At 67.1% G+C, this 21,751-nt stretch carries 18 protein-coding genes; 3 read left to right on the plus strand and 15 right to left on the minus strand.

What is annotated here, in order from left to right; translation table 11 throughout:
* Positions 1–11: 11 nt before the first annotated feature.
* From ftsZ to QQS52_RS05565, 15 genes are all read right to left on the minus strand, one after another.
* Positions 12–1,307 (minus strand): cell division protein FtsZ, encoded by a 1,296-nt coding sequence (gene ftsZ, locus QQS52_RS05495; RefSeq protein WP_472772934.1) that lies wholly within the window; start codon positions 1,305–1,307, stop codon positions 12–14.
* 231 nt (positions 1,308–1,538) lie between these two features.
* Complete coding sequence (locus QQS52_RS05500; RefSeq protein WP_472772935.1) at positions 1,539–2,168, minus strand: cell division protein FtsQ/DivIB; 630 nt, start codon at positions 2,166–2,168, stop codon at positions 1,539–1,541.
* Positions 2,169–2,188: 20 nt separating this feature from the next.
* Positions 2,189–3,604 carry a UDP-N-acetylmuramate--L-alanine ligase gene (gene murC / locus QQS52_RS05505; RefSeq protein ID WP_472772981.1) on the minus strand — a complete coding sequence of 472 codons (1,416 nt, stop codon included), beginning with the start codon at positions 3,602–3,604 and terminating at the stop codon, positions 2,189–2,191.
* 71 nt (positions 3,605–3,675) lie between these two features.
* Positions 3,676–4,758 (minus strand): undecaprenyldiphospho-muramoylpentapeptide beta-N-acetylglucosaminyltransferase, encoded by a 1,083-nt coding sequence (murG, locus tag QQS52_RS05510; protein WP_472772936.1) that lies wholly within the window; start codon positions 4,756–4,758, stop codon positions 3,676–3,678.
* A 10-nt stretch (positions 4,759–4,768) separates the two neighbouring features.
* Complete coding sequence (locus QQS52_RS05515) at positions 4,769–6,271, minus strand: FtsW/RodA/SpoVE family cell cycle protein (RefSeq protein ID WP_472772937.1); 1,503 nt, start codon at positions 6,269–6,271, stop codon at positions 4,769–4,771.
* A complete protein-coding gene (gene murD / locus QQS52_RS05520) occupies positions 6,268–7,776 on the minus strand; it encodes a UDP-N-acetylmuramoyl-L-alanine--D-glutamate ligase (protein WP_472772938.1) in 1,509 nt (502 codons plus the stop codon). Before murD ends, QQS52_RS05515 begins: the two co-directional genes overlap by 4 nt.
* Before the next feature lie 37 nt (positions 7,777–7,813).
* On the minus strand, positions 7,814–8,920 hold the full coding sequence (gene mraY / locus QQS52_RS05525) for a phospho-N-acetylmuramoyl-pentapeptide-transferase (RefSeq protein WP_070767711.1): 1,107 nt from the start codon (positions 8,918–8,920) through the stop codon (positions 7,814–7,816).
* 76 nt (positions 8,921–8,996) lie between these two features.
* Positions 8,997–10,529, minus strand: coding sequence for a UDP-N-acetylmuramoyl-tripeptide--D-alanyl-D-alanine ligase (locus tag QQS52_RS05530; RefSeq protein ID WP_472772939.1), 1,533 nt, complete (start codon positions 10,527–10,529; stop codon positions 8,997–8,999).
* Positions 10,526–12,091 (minus strand): UDP-N-acetylmuramoyl-L-alanyl-D-glutamate--2,6-diaminopimelate ligase, encoded by a 1,566-nt coding sequence (locus QQS52_RS05535; RefSeq protein ID WP_472772940.1) that lies wholly within the window; start codon positions 12,089–12,091, stop codon positions 10,526–10,528. The genes QQS52_RS05530 and QQS52_RS05535 overlap by 4 nt, the downstream gene beginning before the upstream one ends.
* A gap of 12 nt (positions 12,092–12,103) precedes the next feature.
* Complete coding sequence (locus QQS52_RS05540) at positions 12,104–13,960, minus strand: peptidoglycan D,D-transpeptidase FtsI family protein (protein ID WP_472772982.1); 1,857 nt, start codon at positions 13,958–13,960, stop codon at positions 12,104–12,106.
* Between the two features lie 244 nt (positions 13,961–14,204).
* Positions 14,205–15,059, minus strand: coding sequence for a cell division protein FtsL (gene ftsL, locus QQS52_RS05545; protein WP_472772941.1), 855 nt, complete (start codon positions 15,057–15,059; stop codon positions 14,205–14,207).
* Positions 15,056–16,099, minus strand: coding sequence for a 16S rRNA (cytosine(1402)-N(4))-methyltransferase RsmH (gene rsmH, locus QQS52_RS05550; RefSeq protein WP_472772942.1), 1,044 nt, complete (start codon positions 16,097–16,099; stop codon positions 15,056–15,058). Before rsmH ends, ftsL begins: the two co-directional genes overlap by 4 nt.
* A 174-nt stretch (positions 16,100–16,273) precedes the next feature.
* Positions 16,274–16,708 (minus strand): division/cell wall cluster transcriptional repressor MraZ, encoded by a 435-nt coding sequence (gene mraZ / locus QQS52_RS05555; RefSeq protein ID WP_290222463.1) that lies wholly within the window; start codon positions 16,706–16,708, stop codon positions 16,274–16,276.
* 479 nt (positions 16,709–17,187) lie between these two features.
* Positions 17,188–17,595: a DUF3040 domain-containing protein gene (locus QQS52_RS05560; protein WP_472772943.1), complete on the minus strand. Its 408-nt coding sequence runs from the start codon at positions 17,593–17,595 to the stop codon at positions 17,188–17,190.
* 244 nt (positions 17,596–17,839) lie between these two features.
* Complete coding sequence (locus tag QQS52_RS05565; RefSeq protein WP_472772944.1) at positions 17,840–18,283, minus strand: SAV_6107 family HEPN domain-containing protein; 444 nt, start codon at positions 18,281–18,283, stop codon at positions 17,840–17,842.
* A 233-nt stretch (positions 18,284–18,516) separates the two neighbouring features.
* Between QQS52_RS05565 and QQS52_RS05570 the strand changes: the two genes are divergently transcribed.
* From QQS52_RS05570 to QQS52_RS05580, 3 genes are read left to right on the plus strand one after another with little or no spacing between them, the layout of a single operon-like run.
* Positions 18,517–19,110 (plus strand): GNAT family N-acetyltransferase, encoded by a 594-nt coding sequence (locus tag QQS52_RS05570; RefSeq protein ID WP_472772945.1) that lies wholly within the window; start codon positions 18,517–18,519, stop codon positions 19,108–19,110.
* A gap of 11 nt (positions 19,111–19,121) precedes the next feature.
* Complete coding sequence (locus QQS52_RS05575; RefSeq protein WP_472772946.1) at positions 19,122–20,213, plus strand: polyprenyl synthetase family protein; 1,092 nt, start codon at positions 19,122–19,124, stop codon at positions 20,211–20,213.
* Between the two features lie 9 nt (positions 20,214–20,222).
* A complete protein-coding gene (locus QQS52_RS05580; RefSeq protein WP_472772947.1) occupies positions 20,223–21,713 on the plus strand; it encodes an alpha-(1->6)-mannopyranosyltransferase A in 1,491 nt (496 codons plus the stop codon).
* Positions 21,714–21,751: the final 38 nt, after the last annotated feature.

A 21,751-nucleotide genomic window follows, 5' to 3' on the forward strand; every position in this document is an offset into this window, starting at 1 on the left:
CTAGGACTTAATTAGCGCAAGAAGTCCGGCACGTCCAGGTCGTCGTCGCCGCGGTTGTCGCGCTCGTCGCGGTAGCTCGGGCGGTAGTCCTCGCGCGGGGCCTCCCGGTCGAAGCGCTCGCGGGTGGTAAACAGTCCGCCGTCGCCACGGGAGTCACCGGCGCGGCGCTGCGGCTCCGACACGCGCGGGCTGTAGCCCTCGCGCTCGTCGTGGCGCAGCTGGTGGCGCGGCTCGTAGCCGCCGCGCGGCTCCTCGGCCGGCTCCGGCTCGGTGGCGCGGTCGCGATTTTCGAACAGCGAACCCGAGCGCTGCTGGGTCTGCTGCGGGCGGGCCTCACCAGCCGGCTTATCCGTAGCGTTCTTCTCAGCGTCGAAACCGGTGGCGATGATGGTCACACGGACCTCGTCGCCCAGGTTGTCGTCGATGATGGTGCCGAAAATCAGGTTGACGTCCGGGTCGGCCTTCTCCTCGACCATGGAGGAAGCCTCGTAGACCTCCTGCAGGCCCAAGTCGGAGCCGCCGGCCACGGACAGCAGCACGCCCTTCGCGCCCTCCATGGTGGACTCCAACAGCGGGGAGTTGATGGCCTGCTCGGCCGCGGTCATGACCCGGTTGTCGCCGCGGGCAGAACCCACGCCCATCAGGGCGGAGCCGGCGTCGGCCATGACGGAGCGAACGTCGGCAAAGTCGACGTTGATCATGCCCGGGATGAGGATCAGGTTGGAGATACCCTGAACACCGTTATGGAGGACCTCATCGGCGGCGCGGAAGGCTTCCATCATGGACAGGTTCTCGTCGCCCAGCTGCAGCAAGCGGTCGTTCGGGATGACGATGAGCGTGTCGCAGACCTCGCGGAGCTGCTCGATGCCCTCCAGGGCCTGGCGGGTACGGCGGGCGCCCTCGAACTTGAAGGGCTTGGTGACAACACCGACGGTCAGCGCGCCCTGCTTCTTGGCGATGGAGGCCACGACCGGGGCGGCGCCGGTGCCGGTGCCGCCACCCTCACCGGCGGTGACGAAGACCATGTCGGCACCGTTGAGGGCGTCCTCAATCTCGGACTTGTTGTCCTCGGCGGAGGTCCGGCCGACCTCCGGGTTGGCGCCAGCGCCCAGGCCGCGGGTGGCCTCGCGACCGATATCCAGCTTGAAGTCAGCATCAGAGAAGATCAGCGCCTGGGAGTCCGTGTTGATTGCCACGAACTCGACGCCCTTGAGGCCTTCTTCGATCATGCGGTTGACGGCGTTGACGCCGCCGCCGCCGACGCCGACGACCTTGATTTCCGCCAAATTGTTGTTCGGTGTGCTCATGAGAGGTGGTCAAACCTTTCGGGATTTGTTGGTAAATAAACGAGGAATTGCGCGCCTGTGACGCGGTTGCTATCCATCTTCACTGACACACGTGTAATTTACGTGTTCATTTGCCCGCGTGTCGGTACCCTCAACCTCTACTTTAGGGTTTCTGACATGGGCTTTTATGCAGTTCGCGCCCCACCCTACGGCAATCAGGCGGGGGCGCGAATTCGAGAATGCTTAACAGCGCTAATCGCGCTTGGTCACCAACTCGGGGTTAGTGATATTCCACTGGGTGCCGTCCATCTGCAGCACGGCGGAAAACGCCCGCGCCTTGTCCGCGTTGTCGTCGTTCGCCCCCCAGACGACCGTGCGGCCTTCCGTCAGGTGCAGCGTGGCCGAGTATTTCTCGTCCATGCTGAGCTTTTCGACCTGGGCGCGCTGGTCCTGCGACAAGGCGGCCAGGATCTCGACGGCGTCGACCAGGCTGGACTTGTCATCACTGTCGATCTCCACGGCCCCTTCCGGCGGCTCGGCGACGACGAATTCCTTGCCCGCCGAGTCGATGAGGTGGGTGCCATCGCCCTCGCGCAGAAAGGCCACGGCCTCCCGCTCGGTGATGTCCACCTGCACCGTGCTAGGCAGGGAGCGGCCCACCGTCGCAGACTTGACCCACGGAAGGGTGGCCACGCCCTCGGCGGCTGCGTGCGCGTCCAGTCGCATCAGGTTACTGCCCTCGGCTATCCCAGAGGCCTCGCGGATCTCTTCCTCGGTGACCTGGGTGGCGCCGTTGAGCTCGAAATTCTGGGCCTTAAACACGGGGAAGAACCACACCACTGCGGCAGCGATGACCACCACCGCCACGAGTGCGCCTACCACCGAAAGTACTAGCTTGCTCCTCATTGGAAACGCTGCTCCAGCTCAGCCAGGATCTCCGCGGCCACCAAGGTGACCGAGCCGGCGCCCATCGTCAGCACCAGATCGCCCGGTTTGACGGCCGCGACCACGCTGGCCGCCGCCGCGGAAAAGTCCGGCTCGTAGAACACCTCGGTTCCCGCGGGAATCTTGTCGGTGATGATGCGGGAGGTGATCCCCTCCACCGGTTGCTCGCGGGCGCCGTAGATATCCAGCACGACTGCCACGTCCGCCAGGCTCAGCGCGTCGGCAAATTCCTGCTGGAATTTCATGGTGCGCGAGTACAGGTGCGGCTGGAAGCAAACCACCACACGGCCGGCGCGGGTGGTCGCCTCCACCCGCTCACGGGCGGCGCGCAGGACCGCGGCTACCTCGGTCGGGTGGTGCGCGTAGTCGTCGAAGACCTCCACCGGCTCCTGGCCTTGAGGCCCCGCCGCGACGGCCCCACGGTACTCGAAGCGCCGACGCACGCCCGTGAAGTCGCTGAGCCCGTCGGCCAGCTTGTGCGGGTCCGCGCCCGCCAGCGTGCCGGACACCAAGGCGGCGGCCGAGTTGAGCACCATGTGGTGTCCGGGGACCTGCAGCAGGTAGTCCAGGCCCACCGAGTGCCCCGCCACGTCCAGGTGGACGGTGACCCGGGTTCCCTCCGCGGTGGCCTCCTCGGTAGAAATCACCGCGGCCGCCGGGACGTCCGGGTAGCGATGGACGGCGTCGGGGGTGCCGTAGCCTACGACGGCGATGCCGCGCTGGGCGGCGCGTTGGCCCATCTGGGCCGCGTGCTCGTCCTCCAGGCAGACCACCAGGTGCCCGGTTGGGGTGATCCGGTCGGCGAAGCTCTCGAAGACCTGGAAGTAGGACTCTGGGGTGCCGAAGAAGTCCAGGTGATCGGGCTCGATATTGGTCACCACCGCCACGTCCGGGCGGTAGCGCAACAGGGAGGCATCCGACTCGTCCGCCTCGGCCACGAAGGCCTTCCCACTGCCGTGGTGGGCGTTGGTGCCGGCCCGGTTGAGCTGGCCGCCGATCGCGAAGGACGGGTCCTCGCAGGCCTGCTGCAGCGCGTTGACCGTCATCGAGGTCGTCGAGGTCTTGCCGTGGGTGCCGGCTAGCAGCACCTGGGTGTAGCCTTCCATCAGCTCTCCTAGCAGGTCGGAGCGGCGGATGACCGGAATGCCGGCCTCCCGCGCGGCGACCAGCTCCGGGTTATCCTGCGGGATCGCGGCAAAAGAGGTGACCACGGCGGTCGGGTTCTCGCCGCTGAGCCGCAGGTTCTCTGCGGCGTGGCCGACCGAGATGTGCGCGCCGAGGGTGCGCAGGACCTCCACGGCGGTGGATTCCTTCTGGTCCGAGCCGGACACGGCGCTGCCGCGGGCCAGGAGGATCCGGGCCAGGCCGGACATGCCGGCGCCGCCGATGCCCACCAGGTGGACCCGGTCGAGGTTGACTGCGTCTGGGGTGGATTCGGGACCCACTAGGATTCCTCCTTGCCTTCTCGGACGGCGGTGGCGATGTGATCGGCTAGGCGCTTGGCCGCGCCGCCGGCCGCGCTGTCGGCAACCGCCGCGCGCATGGACTTAAGGCGCTGCGCATCGCCCAGGATGGCGCGCACCTCGCGGTCGAGGCGGTCGGCGTCCAGCTCAGCGTCAGGGACTTGGACGGCAGCGCCCGCTGCCACGACATCCTTGGAATTGAGAGCCTGTTCGCCGTTGCCGTGCGGCAGCGGCACGTAGATGGCGGGTACACCGGCGGCGGAGACCTCCGCCACGGTCATCGCCCCGGAGCGGCAGACCGCCAGATCCGCCACGGCCAGGGCCGCGGACATGTCATCGATGTATGGCACCGGCACGTAGCCCTCGCTCGACTCAGGCAGCGCGTTCTTCTTGCCGACGGCGTGCAGGACCTGGAACTCCCCGGCCCAGAAGGACTTCGCCTCGGCCACGGCGCGGTTAATGCTGGCCGCGCCCTGGGAGCCGCCGGTGACCAGGATGGTGGGAATACCCTCGCGCAGGCCCCAGAGCTCGCGCCCGCGGGCGGCGGCCTCCGGATCGTTGCCCAGTTCCGGTCGCACCGGAATGCCGACTTGCTCGCCCGGCATGCCCGAATTCGGGTGGGCGTTGAAGCCGATGCCGCCCAGCTTGACGCCCAGCTTATTGGCCAGGCCCGCCAACGCATTGGTCTCCAAAACGTAGAAGGGCAGGTGGCGGCTGGCCGCGGCCAGGTAGGCCGGCGCGGCGACGTAGCCGCCGGTGCCGAAGACGGCGTCAGCGTCCACCTTCTTAAGAACCTTGCGGGCTTCCAACACGGAACGCATCAGGCGGTACGGCAGCTTCAGCAGGTCCAGGCTGAGATTGCGCGGGATCGGGACCGGGGTGATCATCGCCAGGCCCACCCCGCGGGCGGGAATGAGGTCGCTCTCCAGCCCCTTCTGGGTGCCCAGAGCGGTAATACGGGCGCCGTAGTCGCGCTGCAGGACAGCGGCCACAGCCAGGGCCGGCTCAATGTGTCCGGCAGTGCCGCCACCAGCGACGACGACGGATAAAGGCTTTGAATTCATGAACTACAGGCTACCAGCGCCGGCGCGGATTCCTGTCCCCGCCGCGCCCGGTGGAATCCTGCCCGCGCGGCGTGGAGCGCACCGGGCGGGTCCGCCCGGTCACCGGGGAGCCGAAACGCTCCTCGCGCTGCTGCTGTCTGCGGGCACTGCCCCGCTTTTGGGGGCTAGCACCCGGGCGCTCGGGGCGGCGGTCCCGAGGCGCGCCCGAACCGTCGGCGCGGCGACGACCGCCCCGCGGGACGGCATCGGCCGGCTCGGGCTCCGCGATGAAGAAGAGCCGGTCGAAGAGCGGACGCCCGTAGTTGCGCATGGCCGAGACCGCCTCCGGCTCGTGCCGGGCCACATTGCACAACAGGCCCATGGAGCCAATGGTGATGATTGCCGCGGTGCCGCCGGCCGAGATCATCGGTAGCTGGATGCCGGTCACCGGCAGCAGGCCGACGACGTAGCCGATGTTGAAGTAGGCCTGGACCACCACGCCGGTGGTCAGGGTCGCCGCCATGAGGGCGTGGAACTGGTTCTGCGCGCGCAAGGCGGTGCGGATGCCAAAGAACCCCAGCAGGGCGAAGAGCACGATGACCAGTGCGCCGCCCCACAGGCCGAGCTCCTCGCCTACCACGGCGAAGATGAAGTCGTTCTTGGCCTCCGGAAGGTAGAACCACTTGGCGCGGGACTGGCCAATGCCCACGCCGGCGACGCCCCCATCGGCTAGCGAGAGGAAGCCTTGGTATGCCTGGAAGCCGGTGCCCTGGGTGTCCTGGATGTTGCCCACCAGCGCGTCAAAGTAGGTGTGGAAACGGTGCGAGCGGAAACCGCCCAAGAAGAAGACGAAGACGACGCCGGCGAAGGCCAGGCCGATAATCGAGGCGACCACTCGCCAGTCCACGCCGGCGAAAAACAGGGTGAAAACGACCACCACGGCGAAGGACATAGCCATGCCCAGGTCGCCCTGGCCGATAATCAGCAGGAACATCGGGGCCGCGATGGCGGAATAGATCATGAACGGATCCAGCAGGTCCTTCGGGCGGTGCTGCTTGTTGGCCAGCGCCGAGGCGCCGAAGAGCCCGATGGCCACGCGCGCCAGCTCCGAGGGCTGCAAGGAGATGGGACCCAAGATGATCCACGACTGGGAGCCGACCTCCGCGCGGCCGGTACCCACCCCCGGGATGAGCACGAGGATAAGCAGCACGATGGAGAGCAACAGGATCCACGGGATGGCCCAGCGCATGGCCCGCGGCGGGATCTTCAGCGCGACCCAGAAGGCCAACAGCCCGACCAGGACCATCGCGGTCTGGCGCAGCGCCTGCCCCCAGACCAGGCCGGATTCCACGAGGGATTCGGCCATGGAGGAAGAAAACACCATCGTCACGCCGATGCCGACGAGCAGGAAGATGATGATCCGCAACATCAGATAGTCCAGCCCCGGCCACTTGTTCATCTGATCGAGGCGGCGCTCGAGGAAATTAGCCGCCCGCTGACCGGGCTTGGCTGACTTCTGCGTTGTGGAGGTCATTGCGCTGGCTTCTCCTCGTGCTCTTCCCCGGCAACCTGGGCGGCGTCGTGGGCGGATTGCTCCGTGAGAGCGCGGGCTGCGGCGGCAAAGAAGTCGCCGCGCTGCGCCATCCCGGTGTACATGTCTAACGATGCCGCAGCCGGGGCCAAAAGTACGGTATCCCCCGCCTCGGCGTGTTGCCAGGCCGCCGCGACCGCGGCATCCATGGCCGCCTGCGGGTCCGGCTCGTCTAAGACGGTGACGGGGACCTGCGGGGCGTGGGCGCTTAGGGCCTGCGCCACCAGCTGCCGGTCCACGCCCAGCACGACGGCGGCCTTGAGGTGGTCGGCGTGGGTGGCGACCAGCTGGCTGACATCTGCCCCCTTGAGCTGCCCGCCGGCCAGCCAGATGACCCGGTCGAGGCCCTCCAGGGCGGCGTCGGCGGCGTGCGGGTTGGTGGCCTTGGAGTTGTCGATGAAGCTGACCCCGCCGTGGCGGTGCACGACCGCGCCGCGGTGGCCGGCGACGTGGTAGGCCGCCAGGCCTGCTTCCACGGCTTCGCGGCTCGCGCCCGCGGCCAGCCCGGCCGCGGCGGCAGCGCAGGCGTCCATGACGCCGGCCAGCCCGGCCGGCTCCACCCCGTCGGCGGAGACTAGGTCTAGATCCTCGCCGTCCAGGCGCGCGATAATTCGCCCGCCCTCCACGCCGACCTGGCCAGCCTGCGGGGTCTGGGAGGTAAAGGAATAGACCTGCGCGGCCAGGTCGCCGGACTGGCGGGCGCGGGCAACTAGCTCCAGCACGTGCGCGTCGTCCGCGCCGGCGATAGCGATGCCGCCGTGCATAACCTTGGCCTTGTCCGCGGCGTAGTTGTCGAAGCTGCCGTGCCAGTCGAGGTGGTCCTCGGCCAGATTGAGCAGCACGCCCACGTCCGGGCGCAGCTGGCTGGCCCAGTGCAGCTGGAAAGACGACAGCTCAGCGACCAGCACGTCGACGCGATCGTTGTCCTGGATGGCGTCGAAGACGGAGACCCCGATGTTGCCCACCGGCACCGCGCGGCGGCCGGTGCGACTAGTGTCTGCCTGCATGATGGCCGCCAGCATGCCGGTGGTGGTGGTCTTTCCGTTGGTGCCGGTGATGACCAGCCACTGGCGCGGCGCGCCGAAGGTGCCGGTCGAGTCCAGGCGGTAGGCCAGCTCGACGTCGCCGATGATCTCGACGCCGGCGTCGCGATAGGCGGTAAGCAGCGGCGAGTCCGGGCGCCACCCCGGGGAGGTCACCACCAGGTCGATCTGGCCGTCGGCGGCAATAGCCATAGCCTCCGCGGTGCTCATCCCGCTCGCCCGCGCGCCGCAGTCGGCCAGGGCCTGCTGCCGCGCCTGCGGGTTGTCGTCGGCGATGGTGACCTCGAGGTTCAGGCGATCCAGCACGCGGGCACAGCCGCGCCCGGAAACGCCCGCGCCCGCTACCAGCACCCGGCGGGCCTGGGCCAGGTCCGCGGGCAGACTACGCGCCGTGTGCAAAGTCATGGTGTTGTCGAAGGCTCCTAACCTTTATCTTCAGTGTCTAGATTCCGATGCCCGCGGCGGTCAGCCAGTCCGCGTAGAACAGGGCCACGCCCAGCATGGCGGCCATGCCGGCCAGCAGCCAGAAGCGGATGACCACGGAGGTCTCCGGCCAGCCGCCGTTTTCGAAGTGGTGATGGATGGGCGCCATGCGGAAAAAGCGCTTGCCGGTGGTCTTGAAGACAGCGACCTGGATGACCACGGAGGCCGCCTCCACCACGAACAGGGAGCCGATGATGATCATCAGCAGCTCGGTGTGGGTGGTCACGGAGATACCCGCGACCAGGCCGCCAAGCGCCAGGGAGCCCGTGTCCCCCATGAAGATCTTGGCCGGGGCGGCGTTCCACCACAGAAAGCCCAGGCAGCCACCCAGCCCGGCCGCGGCCAGGATGGCCAGGTCCAGCGGGTCGCGGACCTCGTAGCAGCCGGCGGCGTGGTCGGCACCGCAGGCGTTGCGGAACTGCCAGAAGGTGATCAGGCTGTAGGCGCCCATCACGAAGGCGGTCGTGCCGGCCGCCAGCCCATCCAGGCCATCGGTGAGGTTGACCGCGTTCGACCAGGCCGCGATAAGGATATACATGAAGACCAAAAAGACGATGGTGCCGATGACGGCGCCGCCGACGGCGATGTCGAAGGTGTCGATCTCGCGGAACATCGACAGCTTGGTCGAAGCCGGAGTCAGCCCGTTGTCGTTCGGGAACTGCAGCGCTAGGAAGCCGAAGGCCAGGGCCAGCGCGAGCTGCCCGATAAGCTTGGCCTTCTTGTTCAGGCCCAGGTTGCGGGCCTTGAACAGTTTGATGAAGTCGTCCGCAAAGCCCAGACCGCCCAGCCCCAGGGTCAAGCCCAGGACCAGGACGCCGGAGACAGTGAACCCGCCCTTGCCGGAGATCAGCCCGTAGAGGCCCGTGGTCAGGTAGGCCACGACGATGCCGGCCAGGATCGCCAGTCCGCCCATGGTCGGGGTCCCGCGCTTGCGCAGGTGCGACTTGGGGCCGTCTTCACGGATCTCCTGCCCCTTGCCGGCGTGGGAGAAATACCGGATCAGCCAGGGGGTGAAGAAAATCGCGACGATAAAGCTAATTACGCCGGAGACAATAATTTGGGTCACTGTGAACGTGGTCCTTCTAATACAACAAAAGCAGTCTGAAGAAAATTCTGCGCGAGCTTATCTTATCGAGGTGGTTCTAGCCCTCGCCCTTTAAGGTTGCGGCTACCCGCCACAGCTGCTGGGCGTTCGATGCCTTGATGAGCACCACGTCTTTAGCCGCGCGCTGCGACCATTGCTCCACCGCGGCGGGCGGGGTCCGCAGGGTTTCCTCGACCAGCTGGGCGGCCTGCGCGTGGTCCGCCCCGACGGTCGTGGTGATCCCGCGGCCGGCGGCCGCGGCGGCCAGCGCCCGGCAGGCCGGGGAATCACCGACGATGATCAGCCGGCCCACGTTGTACTTCGCCAGCTCCGCGCCCAACTGCTGGTGGGCGTTCTCGGCTTCCGCGCCCAGCTCGCCCATCTCGCCCAAGACCGCGATCGCCCGGGCGTCCGGGCGCGCCGCGGTGGTGTACCCCAGCGCCGCGATGGCCGCGCGCATGGAGTCCGGGTTGGCGTTGTAGGAGTCGTTGATGATGGTGACCCCGTCCGGGCGGCTGTAGACGTCCATCCGGTTCGCGGAGGCGTTCCGGTGCCCGCTCAGCGCCGCGGCGACCTTCTCCGCCGGGATCCCCGACTCGATGGCCGAGGCGGCCGCTGCCAGGGCGTTGGAGACCTGATGGACGCCGAAGACCTGCAGTTTGATGCGCTGCGGGGCGGCGTTCGGCGAGTGGAGGGTAAACGCGGCGCGCGCGACATCGTCGAGCTCGACGTCGGTGGCGGTGTAGTCAGCCTCCGGCGCCGGCGGGTTTGCCGCGGAGTAGTAGACGACCTTGGCCTCGGTGCGCTTGGCCATGGCGGCGACGAAGGAGTCGTCGGCGTTGAGCACCGCTACCCCGCCGTCGTTTGCGGCCGGCAGGGCCTCGACGAGTTCACCCTTGGCCTGGGCGATGTTTTCGCGGGAGCCGAACTCGCCCAGGTGGGCAGAGCCCACGTTGAGTACCGCCCCGATGGTCGGGCGGGCGATGTCCGCCAGGTGGCGGATGTGGCCGATTCCGCGCGCCGACATCTCCGCGACCAGGTACTTGGTCTGCCAGTCGCACCGCAGCGCGGTGTAGGGGTGTCCGACCTCGTTGTTGAAGGAGCCGGGCGGGGCGACGGTCTCGCCCGCACAGTGGAAGATCGCCGCCATCAGGTCCTTGGTCGAGGTCTTGCCGGCCGAGCCGGTCACTCCGACGATGGTCAGGTTGCCGTGGTAGGCCAGCCGGCGGGTGACCTCCCGAGCCAGGGCCGAGAGGGCGCGGACGACCGCGGCGGCAGACCCGTCGGCGTCGTGGGCGTAAATATCAGCGTTAGCGCCGTCGCCCTCCACGCGGCCGGTGGGTTCGACGACGATTGCTGGCACGCCTACCGGGCGGGCTGCTAGCACGGCCACCGCACCCTGATTGACCGCCGCGCGGGCGTAGTCGTGCCCATCGACGCGGGCGCCGGGCAGGGCCAAAAACAGCCCGCCCGGGGTGATCTTGCGCGAATCGAATTCGACGAAGCTGGTGACCTGAGCCTGCGGGTCATCGACCTCGTCCAGATAGCCGCCGGTGATCTCGGCTATCTCTTTTAGCGTTAGCTCAATCATGCTTCTTCCTTCCCCGCCGGCGTGGTGCCGGAGGTCTTAGTTTCCAGTGCGCGCTGTACCTCTTCCCGGTCGTCAAAGTGGTGGACCGTGTCCCCCACGATCTGGCCGACTTCGTGGCCTTTGCCTACCACGATAATCGCGTCGCCAGGCTCTGCCCACTGGATGGCCGCGTCGATGGCCGCGGCGCGGGAGGCGTACTCGGCCAGGGTGACCTCGTCGTCGCGCTCGGCGGCGGCCTCCTTCGCACCTGCCAGCACGGCCGCGCGGATGGGAGCCGGGTCTTCGGTGCGGGGGTTGTCGTCGGTGACCGCGACGTAGTCGGCGCGGCTGGCCGCGGCCTGCCCCATCAGCGGGCGCTTGGAAGAATCCCGGTCGCCGCCGGCGCCGATGACAATGCCGATGCGCCCCTCGGGGTGCTCGGAGGTCCGGATCTGCTCGCGCAGCGTGTCCAGGACCGCGGCCACGGCCGCCGGCTTGTGAGCGTAGTCGACCACGGCGACGAAATCCTGCCCGCAGTCCACGCGCTGCATGCGCCCCGGTACCGCGACGCCGGCCACGCCCTTCAGGAAGGCCTCCACGTCCACTCCACCCGCGGCGGCCATCCCGGCTGCCAGGGCGGCGTTGGCCACGTTGAACTTGCCCGGCAGCGGGACCGTGAACTCGTAGTCCTTGCCCTCCAGGCTCAGCACGCCGTGCTGCTCGCCGGTCGGTTCCACCGCGGTGTGGTGGGCGGAAATTACCTTGCCCGCGTTGGTTGTTACGGCCTGCTCGGCGGTGGCGACCTCCGCGGTGGGCGTGCCCGCCGCGCGGGACAGTTCCACCAAGCGCTGGCCCCAGGAATCGTCGACGCAGATGACCGCGGCCGCGGCGGCCTCGGGCCCGGTGAACAGGCGGGCCTTGGTCAGGAAATAGTCTTCCATGGTCGGGTGGAAGTCTAGGTGGTCCTGCGAGAGGTTGGTAAACCCACCCACGGCAAAGCGCGTGCCCTTCACGCGGCCCAGTGCCAAGGCGTGGGAGGAGACCTCCATGACCACGTGGGTGACCCCCTGGTCGCGCATCTGCGCGAAAAGCTCTTGGAGTTTCGGGGCTTCCGGGGTGGTCAGCGACGTGGGCACCGGGGTGCGGTTAATGCGCGTGCCGGTGGTGCCGATAAGGCCTACCTGGTAGCCGGCGGCCAGCAGCCCGGCCTCCAGCAGGTAGCTGGTGGTGGTCTTGCCGGAGGTCCCGGTAACGCCCAGGATGGTCAGGTCCGCGGACGGGTGGTCGTAAATTTCGGCGGAGATATCCCCCAGCACGGCCCGGATGTCCTCGACCACCAGCCGGGGTCGGGTGTCGCCGGCGGCGTCAAGGATTTCCGCGCCGGCGGCATCGGTAAGCACCGCCGCTGCCGGTGTGTCGGCGGCAAAACGCGCGCCGTGGGCGTGAAGACCCGGCAAGGCCGCGAACATCCCGCCCGGGGCGATGGAGCGCGAGTCCAGTCCGATGCTACTAACTTCCGTCTCCGGCGAGCCGCTCAGACTCCCGCCGGCCAGCTGTGCCAGTCGCGCTAGCGTACGTGCCATGGTGATGTTCTCCTATTCCGCCCGCAGTTTAAGGTTCTTGCCCTCGGGAGAGGTGGGTATGTTGTCTCGGTTGAGTAGCCAGCCGGCGATGTCGCTAAAGACCGGCGCCGCGGACTGCCCGCCCGAGCCGTCGTCGTTGACGCCCGACTTCGGCTCGTCCAGCATGATGGCGACCACGAAGCGCGGGTCATCCGCCGGGGCCACGCCCGCGAAGGTGATCCAGTAGGCGGAATTAGAATACGCCCCCGTGTTCGGGTCGACCTTCTGGGCCGTGCCGGTTTTGCCGGACAGCTGGTAGCCGTCGAGGCCGTTGCCCTGCGCCGTGCCGGACTGCACGCCCACCGGGTCTTCCTGGAAGACCGCTCGGAACATGTCCAGGGTGGTCTTCGCCGCGGCCGGGCTGATGACCTGGGTCTTCTCCGGCTCGGAGTGGATGCGGTCCTCGCCGCTTTCGCCCTCGATGTCCTTGATGATGCGCGGAGTGATGCGCTCGCCCTCGTTCGCGATGGTCTGGTAGACACTCGCCATCTGCAGCGTCGTCCAGGACATGCCCTGGCCGATCGGCAGGTTGGCGAAGGTGCCGCCGGACCACTGCTCGAAGGCCGGTACCAGGCCGCCGGACTCGTTCGGCAGCTCGATGCCGCTGGCGTTGCCCAGCCCGAAGGCGTCGAGGTACTTCGAGTAGGTCTTGTCCCCCAGCTTCTCGGCCAGCATGAGCGTGCCGACGTTGGAGGACTTACCGAAGATGCCGGCCGTGGTGTAGGGCTCGACGCCGTGCTGCCAGGCGTCGTTGACCGTCACACCGGCCATGTCGATGGAGCCCGGGACTTGGTGGACTTCCTCCGGGGTCGTCACGCCCTCCTCGATGGCCGCGGCGGCGGTGACGATCTTGGCCACCGAGCCCGGCTCGTAGGGGTGTGAGATCGACGGGTTCTCGAAGCCCTTGCCGGACTTGACCTGCTTTTCGATGTCCTCGTTCGGGTCGACGGTATCCGTATTCGCCATGGCGAGAACCTCGCCGGTAGCTGAGTCCAACACGACGGCCTCGGCGGACTTGGCCTGCGAATTGGCCTTGGCCTTCTCCAGCTTCTGCTGCACGAAGGTCTGCAGGTCCAGGTCCAGCGTCAGGTGGACGTTGGCGCCGTCGACGGCGTTGACCTCGTCGCGCAGGGTGCCCGGGATAGGCTGCCCGTCCGTGGAGACGTCCTCGGTCTTGCGTCCGTCGATGCCCGTCAGCGTCGAGTCGCCGGAGGCCTCCAAGCCGAACTGGCCCTGGCCGTCCATGGAGACCTTGCCAATCACGTTCTCGGCGATGGCACCGTTCGGGTACTGGCGGATGTCCTGGTGGTCGGCGGCCACGCCGTGGTATTCCTCGGCGATTTCTACGGCCACGTCCGGATCCACGTTGCGCACCAGCACCTCGTACTGGGTGTCTGCCTTCAGCTTGTCAAGGATCTCCTTGTCGTCGACGCTGCCGACCTCGGCGCCGGCGTCCTTGATCATCTTCGGGATGCCCTTGGACATCTCCTTCAGGCGGTCATCGACGGCCTCGCCGGCCCTCTTCTTCAGATCGTCGCCGCTCGCGCCCTCGGCGCTAAGTTCGTTGGTGAACTGCTCCTCCAGCTCCTTGCGCAAGCGCGTCGGCGAGACGGTCAGGGAGCGGGCCTGCATGGTATAGGCCAGGCGCTGCCCATCGCTATCGGTGATCTCGCCGCGGCGGGCCGGCTCCACGTAGACGCGGGAGCGCTGCTCAATGGCCTTGGCCGACAGGTCCGGGCCCCAGACCACCTGCACCCAGGCCAGGCGGCCCACCAGCAGCAACATGCCCACCAACAGGAAAGCCATGATGAACCGCAGACGGCGGGACATCATGTGCGAATTCTTGTAGAGCTTCTTGACCTGCGGCTGGGTGCTAGCCGGCCGCGTCTTCTCCGCGGCGGTGCCGTAGCTGTGGCCGCCGGCGCGCGGCTGACGTGCCGATTGCCCCACCCGCGCACCGGTATCGCGATACCGCCGGTGCGGCCGCGATCCCGGATTCCGTGACGTCACGGTGGTAAGTCACCTGCCTTATTCATTTCCTCTGGGACAACCACCCGGCTGCCCAAAGCAACTGCTAATTCCCGGCTCCAGAATACGGGGCACGGACCGGCAGATCCGGTAACTCGTCCGCGCGTGGTGCATTCGATTCCGCGTTCTGGTCACGGTTCTGCTCGCGGCCCTCGCCCGAACGCTCGGACTGCGCCTGCGGCGAACGATGCCCATCCGGCGTAGCATTCAGACTATCGGACATGCCTTCCGTGTCGTCCGGGTTACTGGAGGCGCGACCCGGACGGATTGCCGTGCCGTTGACGTCGATGATGGCTTCCTGCTCGTCCGTCGCCGCGCGCTTCTCCTTTACCTTGCCGTCTTCGCCGACCTCGACGACGCCTGGGTTGGTGGGCACGCCCATGTTCGCGTCCGCGGCGCGGCGGGCCACGTCCGCGGTGGAGCGCACGTTTTCTAGGTCGCGGTTCAGCGTCTCAATCTGGTTGCCCAGCTGCGATTCCTGCGCGGAGAGCTGCTGGATCTTGAAAGTCTGGGAGGTCGACAGACCCGACAGCCACATGGCAAGGAACACGCCGCCGATAAGCAGCACGATGGCCACCGCCGACAGGCGGGCGAACAGCGAGTTCTTCTTGATCGGGGTCAGGCGGCGGCCGCGCTGGGAGACCACCTGCTGGGAGCCCAGCCGCTGGTAGCGCGGGCCGTGCGGGCTGGTCGTGCCGTGCGAGCTGCGCCGCGGGCGCACGTCCCAGCGTTCCGGGGTCCGCGTGCGGGCGGTGCGCTGGGTACTGCGGCGGGCATCCCGCTCGAGCAGCGCGGTGGCCGCGCCGGTGTCTTCTCCGGTCGTGAAATCTCGGCTAGCTCCCATGGAGCGGTGTCCCTTCGTCGAGGATTGGCGGGTGTGGTGTCGAGTGGTCTGGGTCATGGTGTGCCTCCCGGGGAAAGCAGCTGCGGGGTGCCGGATATTCGCTCCAGCGCCCGCACCCGCACCGAGGCGGCACGCGGGTTCTCGGCGATTTCGGTCTCAGAGGACTTCTCCGCCCCGCGGGTTGCCACCTGGTAGTCCGGTTCGGTGCCTGGCAGATCCATTGGCAGCCCCTCCGGGGTCGACGACGTCGATTGCTCCTTGAAGAACTGCTTGACCAGCCGGTCCTCCAGGGACTGGTAGCTCATAAACACCGCGCGGCCGCCGACTCGCAGCGCCGCGGCAATAACCGGCAGGACCTGCTCGATGGCCTCCAGCTCGCGGTTGACCTCCACGCGCAGCGCCTGGAAGGTGCGCTTGGCCGGGTGCCCGCCCGTGCGCCGGGTAGCCGCCGGGATGGTGGCGTACAAAAGCTCCACCAGCCGCGCCGAGTCACGGAAAGGTTCCTTCTCACGCTCGCGCACGACGGCGCTCGCAATCTTGCCGGCGAAACGCTCATCCCCGTAGGTCTTAAGGATGCGCGCCAGGTCGCCGTGATCGTAGGTGTTGAGCACGTCCGCCGCGGTAATCCCCTGGCTGGGGTCCATACGCATGTCCAGCGGGGCGTCCTGGCTGTAGGCGAAGCCGCGCTCGGCCTGGTCCAGCTGCATCGACGACACCCCCAGGTCAAACAACGCGCCCGCGATGCCCCACTCCCGCGCCTTGTCCACAACCGCGTGCGGGGTGGCCGGTCGGGCAATCTCGTCGCCCACCTGGTCGAAGCGCGCCTGCACGCCCACGAAGCGGTCCCCGAACTTCGCCAAGCGCTCGCGGGCCGCCGCCAACGATGCCCCATCGCGGTCTACGCCAATCACCGACACCTCCGGGAAGGTCTCCAGGAAGTATTCCGTGTGTCCGCCCGCGCCAAGCGTTCCATCCACCAAGACGGCGCCACCCAAGGTCTCTGCTTCCGCCTTCGCCACGGCGGGCGCGAGTAGCTCGGCCATACGCTCACGCATCACGGGCACGTGGCCGTGGTTGTTGCGTTCAGCTGAAGCCATGGTGCCCCCTTTCCGTAAACGAAGTAGCTTGAAGTTGGCCGCGGTGGGTTGTCGGGACAAATTAAGTGCGTATAGGGCCCTGCCCGAAATGGATTCTGATGTCGGGGAAGTACACCAGCTACTCCACTTCGGACAGAGTCCGTACACGCACTCTGTTGAGTTGTGAACTGCCTTCTACAGCAGGCCGGACAGGACGTCATCCGCATCCGCCGCCGAGTAGGCGTCTTCAGTTTGCTCTTGGTACTCAGCCCAGGCGGCTGCGTCCCAAATCTCGAGAAAATCCACCGACCCGACAACCACACACTCTTTGGAAAGGTTGGCGTATTCGCGGTGCCCTGCGGACAACGTGATACGGCCATGCCCATCCGGGCGTTGCTCATCGGCGCTCGCTGCCAAGTTACGGATGAACGCGCGGGCGGCGGGGTTCGTCCGGGACACGGCCGCTGCTTTTCGAGCTCGTTCCGCAAACTCCTCGCGCGGGTAAACCGCTAGTGAGTGGTCCTGCCCCTTAGTCACCATCAGTCCGCCAGCTAGTTCATCTCGAAACTTAGCCGGAAGCGTTAGGCGTCCTTTGTCATCAAGCTTCGGAGTGTAGGTTCCGAGAAACATCCCGGCGTCCACCTTCCTTGGCTCGATAACTCCGACTTTTCTCCACGGTCTCAAAGTTCCACTTCTCCACCGCTGCCGCCCACTTTACCCCACTTTCCCCCACTTTCAACACCCACTACGCCCCACCCACCACCCACTCGCGACATACCCGCAGGTCAAAGGTAATAAAAATAGTGGGGAGAAATCCCCAGTCGCGGCCTTTTCGAGACCCCAGACGCCACATAGGCACCCCTTGTACCACAAGGTTCTTTAGCCCCAAAGCGCACATTCCCCTACTACTGTGACCCGCAAGCTGGCCTAATGCCGCACGCGCCGCCCCTCCTGGAGGCCCACTTCCGCGCAGCACTCCCCGTTCTAGGCCCCGCGGGGGCCAGCGTGGGTGAAAGTGGGGAATTGTGTGGAGACCACGCGAAGACACGAAAAAGGCCCCTAGGATCTCTCCCAGGGGCCTTGAAAGCTAGGCCGCTTAACTCGGTGCTCTAGTTGCCCTCGAAGCGGCGACGGAAGTTCTCTTCCAGCTTGTTGCCCATCGAGCTACCGCCAGACCGCGACGCCCCCGCGCCGCCCCGGCCGGAGCCCGACTTCTTCTTGCCCGACTTCGCACCCGTGGCACCACCACCGCGGAGCATCCAAATGCCCGCGCCGAACATGACGAGGAAGCCCAGGATCGACAGGACCACGAACCACAGGCTGTTCTGCGCTAGGGCCACGCCGCCCACCAGCATGACCAGTCCGACAACTACCAGCGCCACGCCGCGCAGGGTCACGGCCCCGCTCGGGGAACCGGCCGAGGCCTGGGCTACAGAGGCACCGAACTTGGGATCCTCAGCCAACAGCTGCTGCTCGAGCTCCCGTAGCGCGCGCTGTTCCTGCTCCGAAAGAGACACTGTACCTCCAATAAACCTAAGGGACCGCTGCCTAAAATACGGCCCTGCACGACGGCCTTTCACTGTGTTCAACGTGAGCGCCAAACTTTTAGTTCCCGCCGTGCTACTTCCTCCCCCATTCTAACGTAGATACAAAGCCCAACTTAAGCCTCGAGCCAACCCCCTAGGGCTAACGACTAGGGCCAACACCTGGGTCTAGCACCTAGGACGAACTCTGAGCGCAAGCCCTAGGCGACAAAACCCCCTAGGCGGCGAAGTCGGATTCCACCGCGGCCGCATGGGTGGCGGCCATGAACCGCGCGGCTAGCCCCATCAGCTCAAAAACGGCATCTTCCTCGATCCCGTCCTCCAGGCCCAGGGAAACGCGCGAGCGCAGCTTCGAATACTGGCCGAATTCCTGCGCCCACTCCTTGTCCCCCGCGCTCACGAGCGCGAGCTGCTCCCAGGCGCTAGAGGGCTTCCGCTTGCGGCGCGCCACCATGGAGACCGCGATGCGCGCCCCCGCGGTGCGCAGCCCCGCCTGGTAGGCGACCTCGAGGGCCTCCTCGAAACGCCCATCCGCCGCATACTCCCGCGCCTGCTCAATCAGCATTCGCGCTTGACGCAGGAAATGCTGCTGCTTCCCCACGCCGCTCGTGCGCGAGGTCCGCGTGGTTGCCTGCCTAGTTGCCGAGATTACGTGTGCCATGTCCGTTCACCTTCCCTCCGAAGCTGCCGCTTGCGGGAGCGCCGTTGTTTTCTTTTGCCGTTTACTCTAGGAACACTTCCGACTCACACCCTCTTAATATAGCTCAGGTGTTCGAAGCCCACAACCCCTCAAGCAGGATTAAAACCTTCTTTTCGAACACGTGGGAGCTAGTTCGAACACCTTCAATTAGGCTAATTGCCCCGCCGCGGGGCCAAACATGTTTCGATTGATTCGTGAACATCTCCATCCGTCGCCTCAGCCCGCAAGAGTTTTCCCTGCTCGCGCCCCAGCTCGTCGAGATCTATATCGAGGCGATGGACTACAACGACTCCATCCGCGTCAGCCGTACCCACGCCTGGCGCCGAGAGATCTCCCACCCGGGCTTTAGCGCAGTGGTCGCCACCACCGACAGTGGCATCGTCGGCCTGGCCTACGGCTTTCTCGGCTCGCCGGATACCTGGTGGGACCGGCAGCTGCGCCGGGGCTTCTACGAAAAGGGCGGCCCTACCGAGCAGCAATGGGCGCTGCTGCGCAGCTATTTCGAGCTAGCCGAGGTGCACGTGTGCCCCGGCATGCAAAACCACGGCATCGGACGCCAGCTGATAACGGAGCTACTCTGGAACGTCCCCGCCGCCTACGTCGCGCTATCAACGCCGGAAGTACCCCAGGAAGGCAATTCCGCGTTCGGCCTTTACCGCTCGCTGGGCTTTCGGGACGCACTGCGCCACCACCGCTACCCCGGCGATTCCCGCCCGTTTGCCCTCTTGTACGCCCCACTGCCGCTGCCGGCGGTTGCGCAACACCGGACCACCGCCCGCGACCGGTAAGATACCTAGGCGTGACCGCAGACAATTTTCCCCAGCTTGAACAGATCCCCGACGCCGCTCGCGCTGCCCTCGCGGAATTCCTAGAGGAGCGACGGCCGGTCGTAGGCTCCATCGGCGCGCCGGTTACCCGCTCCATCGCCTACCTCGAGGACTTCGTTCTCGGCGGCGGCAAGCGCATCCGCCCGCTCTACGCCTGGGCGGGCTTCGTCGGCGCCGGCGGGCTGGACGGCGACGAGGATCCGCAGGCCGTCCTCCGCGCCGCCTCTTCCCTGGAATTCATCCAGGCCTGCGCGCTCATCCACGATGACATCATCGACGCCTCCAGCACCCGCCGCGGCAAGCCGACGGTGCACCGCGCGGTGGCAGGGCGGCATCGTCAAGCGCAGTGGCACGGCGACGCCGACTTCTTCGGCGAGTCCGTCGCCATCCTCGTCGGGGATATGGCCCTAGCCTGGGCCGAGGACATGCTGCAGGATTCCGGCCTCAGCGCCGCTGCCCTGGCCCGCACCCGCGAGCCGTGGCGCGCCATGCGCACTGAGGTCATCGGCGGCCAGCTGCTCGACATCACCCTAGAGGCCACCGGTTCCGAGTCGGTCGAGCTCGCCGGTGCCGTCAACCGCTACAAGACCGCCGCCTACACCATCGAACGCCCCCTCCACCTGGGCGCCGCCATTGCCGGCGCCTCGCCCACGCTTATCGACGCCTTCCGCGGTTACGGCCGCGAGATCGGCGTGGCTTTCCAGCTGCGCGACGATCAGCTAGGCGTTTTCGGCGATCCTTCCGTCACCGGCAAGCCGGCCGGAGACGACCTGCGCGAAGGCAAGCGCACCGTCCTGCTTGCCACCGCCCTGGAGCGCGCCGACCAGGCCGACCCCGCCGCGGCCGCCACGCTGCGCCGCCTAGTCGGCACCACCGACGACCCGGCCGATATCGCCACCATGTCGCAGATCATCCAGGACTCCGGCGCGGTCGAGGCCATCGAGGAGCGCATCGATGCCCTGACCGAATCCGGCCTGGGGCACCTCCACGCCGCTGGTGTGGACGAGAAGGTCTCTGCCGCCCTGCGCGACCTGGCCATCCGCGCGACCTCCCGGCAGAAGTAGCGCCGCGCCATGGCTACGCCCCCACTGACCATCCGCCTCCCGCGCCCGCTAACGCTCGGGCTCGCCGGTACCATCCTGCTGGCTATCGCGTCCTTTTCCGGTGGCGCCACCCGCAACCGCGGCGGCCTGTTGGAGGCGCTCAACCTGAGCTTTTTGGCCTACGGCCACGGCCGCAACCTCGGCATGGCGCTGTTTTGGGTGGGCATCTTCTTCCTGGTCGGCGCCTGGATCCTCCTGGGCAGGGAGACTGTCGCACCCGCCCGCGAAGGAGCGCTGGCTACCGTCCGGCGCACGCTGGCCTGGTGGCTGGCCCCACTCATCGTGGCCGCACCGCTGGCCTCACGCGACGTCTACTCCTACCTCATGCAGGGCGCCATGGTCCGCGACGGCTTCGACCCGTATTCGGAAGGCCCCGTGGTCAATCCCGGTCCCTTCCTGCTGGAGGTCTCCCAGGACTGGCGCAACACCACCACCCCGTACGGCCCGCTGCACCTGTGGATTGGCGACGGCGTGACCTCCCTGGTCGGCGACAACGTCGCCGTGGGGATCTTCGTCTACAAGCTGATTTCCTTGGCCGGCTTCGCCGCGATTGCTTGGTCAGTACCCCAGATCGCCCGGGAGCTCGGCGGCTCGCCCACGATGGCGCTCTGGCTCGGCGTGGCCAACCCCGTCACGCTGCTCCACCTCGTGGCCGGCATGCACAACGAATCCGTCATGGTCGGCCTGGTCTCCGTGGGCCTGCTGCTAGCCCTGCGCCGCAAGTTCTCGTCCGGGGTGGCGCTGATCGCCGCCGCCGTGGCCCTAAAGGCGACCGCCTTCATCGCGATGCCCTTCGTCGTCTGGATCATGGTCCACCACTTCGCCCCGCGTGCGACCTCCAGCGTGGCCAAGCGCTTCGGCGTCTTCGTGGCGGCCGGCACCGTGATGGTTCTCGAGACCGTCGCCGTCGTGGCCGTCATTACCTGGGCGTCCGGGTCCTCCTGGGGCTGGCTGTCGGAGATTACCGGCAACGCCAAGGTCATCAACCCGCTGGCCGGCCCGACGCTGATCACCGACGTGGTCGCGCCGCTGGTCCAGATCTTCAACCCGGAAATTTCCTACAACAGCGTGCTGAACATCATGCGCACGCTGTCGATGCTCCTCATGCTGCTGGGACTAATCCTGGTGTGGTGGATTTCCCACCGCAGCATCCGCGATGCCGTCCTAGGCACCGCCGGCGCCTACCAGGTCGCGTTCATCTTCAACTCCGTGACGCTGCCATGGTACTACGCCTCGGTCATTTCGCTCGTGTGCGTGGCGCGGCCGCCGATGTGGGTCATGAAGCTCGCCACCGGCGCCTCCGTCTTCGTGGCCGTGTCGTTTTCCAGTGACGGCAACCACCAGCTCTACAACTGGTGGTGGGTCATCGGCTCCATCATCGTGTCCTGGTTGGCCGCCGAGTGGGTCTTCCCCGCCCGTCCGCGGCGGGAATTATCCTCAGGATCCCGCGCCGCGGTGTGACTAGCTCAACTCCCGAGGCGCCAAAATCGGGGTTATTC

This window comes from Corynebacterium sp. 1103A, assembly GCF_055700955.1.

What these genes read in the sequence shown, in the direction of transcription:
- ftsZ (WP_472772934.1), bottom strand. Translation starts at nt 1,307, where the DNA reads ATGAGCACACCGAACAACAATTTGGCGGAAATCAAGGTCGTCGGCGTC.
- murC (WP_472772981.1), bottom strand. Translation starts at nt 3,604, where the DNA reads ATGTCCGGCCTGGCCCGGATCCTCCTGGCCCGCGGCAGCGCCGTGTCC.
- murG (WP_472772936.1), bottom strand. Translation starts at nt 4,758, where the DNA reads ATGAATTCAAAGCCTTTATCCGTCGTCGTCGCTGGTGGCGGCACTGCC.
- QQS52_RS05515 (WP_472772937.1), bottom strand. Translation starts at nt 6,271, where the DNA reads ATGACCTCCACAACGCAGAAGTCAGCCAAGCCCGGTCAGCGGGCGGCT.
- murD (WP_472772938.1), bottom strand. Translation starts at nt 7,776, where the DNA reads ATGACTTTGCACACGGCGCGTAGTCTGCCCGCGGACCTGGCCCAGGCC.
- QQS52_RS05530 (WP_472772939.1), bottom strand. Translation starts at nt 10,529, where the DNA reads ATGATTGAGCTAACGCTAAAAGAGATAGCCGAGATCACCGGCGGCTAT.
- QQS52_RS05535 (WP_472772940.1), bottom strand. Translation starts at nt 12,091, where the DNA reads ATGGCACGTACGCTAGCGCGACTGGCACAGCTGGCCGGCGGGAGTCTG.
- QQS52_RS05540 (WP_472772982.1), bottom strand. Translation starts at nt 13,960, where the DNA reads ATGTCCCGCCGTCTGCGGTTCATCATGGCTTTCCTGTTGGTGGGCATG.
- ftsL (WP_472772941.1), bottom strand. Translation starts at nt 15,059, where the DNA reads ATGACCCAGACCACTCGACACCACACCCGCCAATCCTCGACGAAGGGA.
- rsmH (WP_472772942.1), bottom strand. Translation starts at nt 16,099, where the DNA reads ATGGCTTCAGCTGAACGCAACAACCACGGCCACGTGCCCGTGATGCGT.
- mraZ (WP_290222463.1), bottom strand. Translation starts at nt 16,708, where the DNA reads ATGTTTCTCGGAACCTACACTCCGAAGCTTGATGACAAAGGACGCCTA.
- QQS52_RS05565 (WP_472772944.1), bottom strand. Translation starts at nt 18,283, where the DNA reads ATGGCACACGTAATCTCGGCAACTAGGCAGGCAACCACGCGGACCTCG.
- QQS52_RS05580 (WP_472772947.1), top strand. Translation starts at nt 20,223, where the DNA reads ATGGCTACGCCCCCACTGACCATCCGCCTCCCGCGCCCGCTAACGCTC.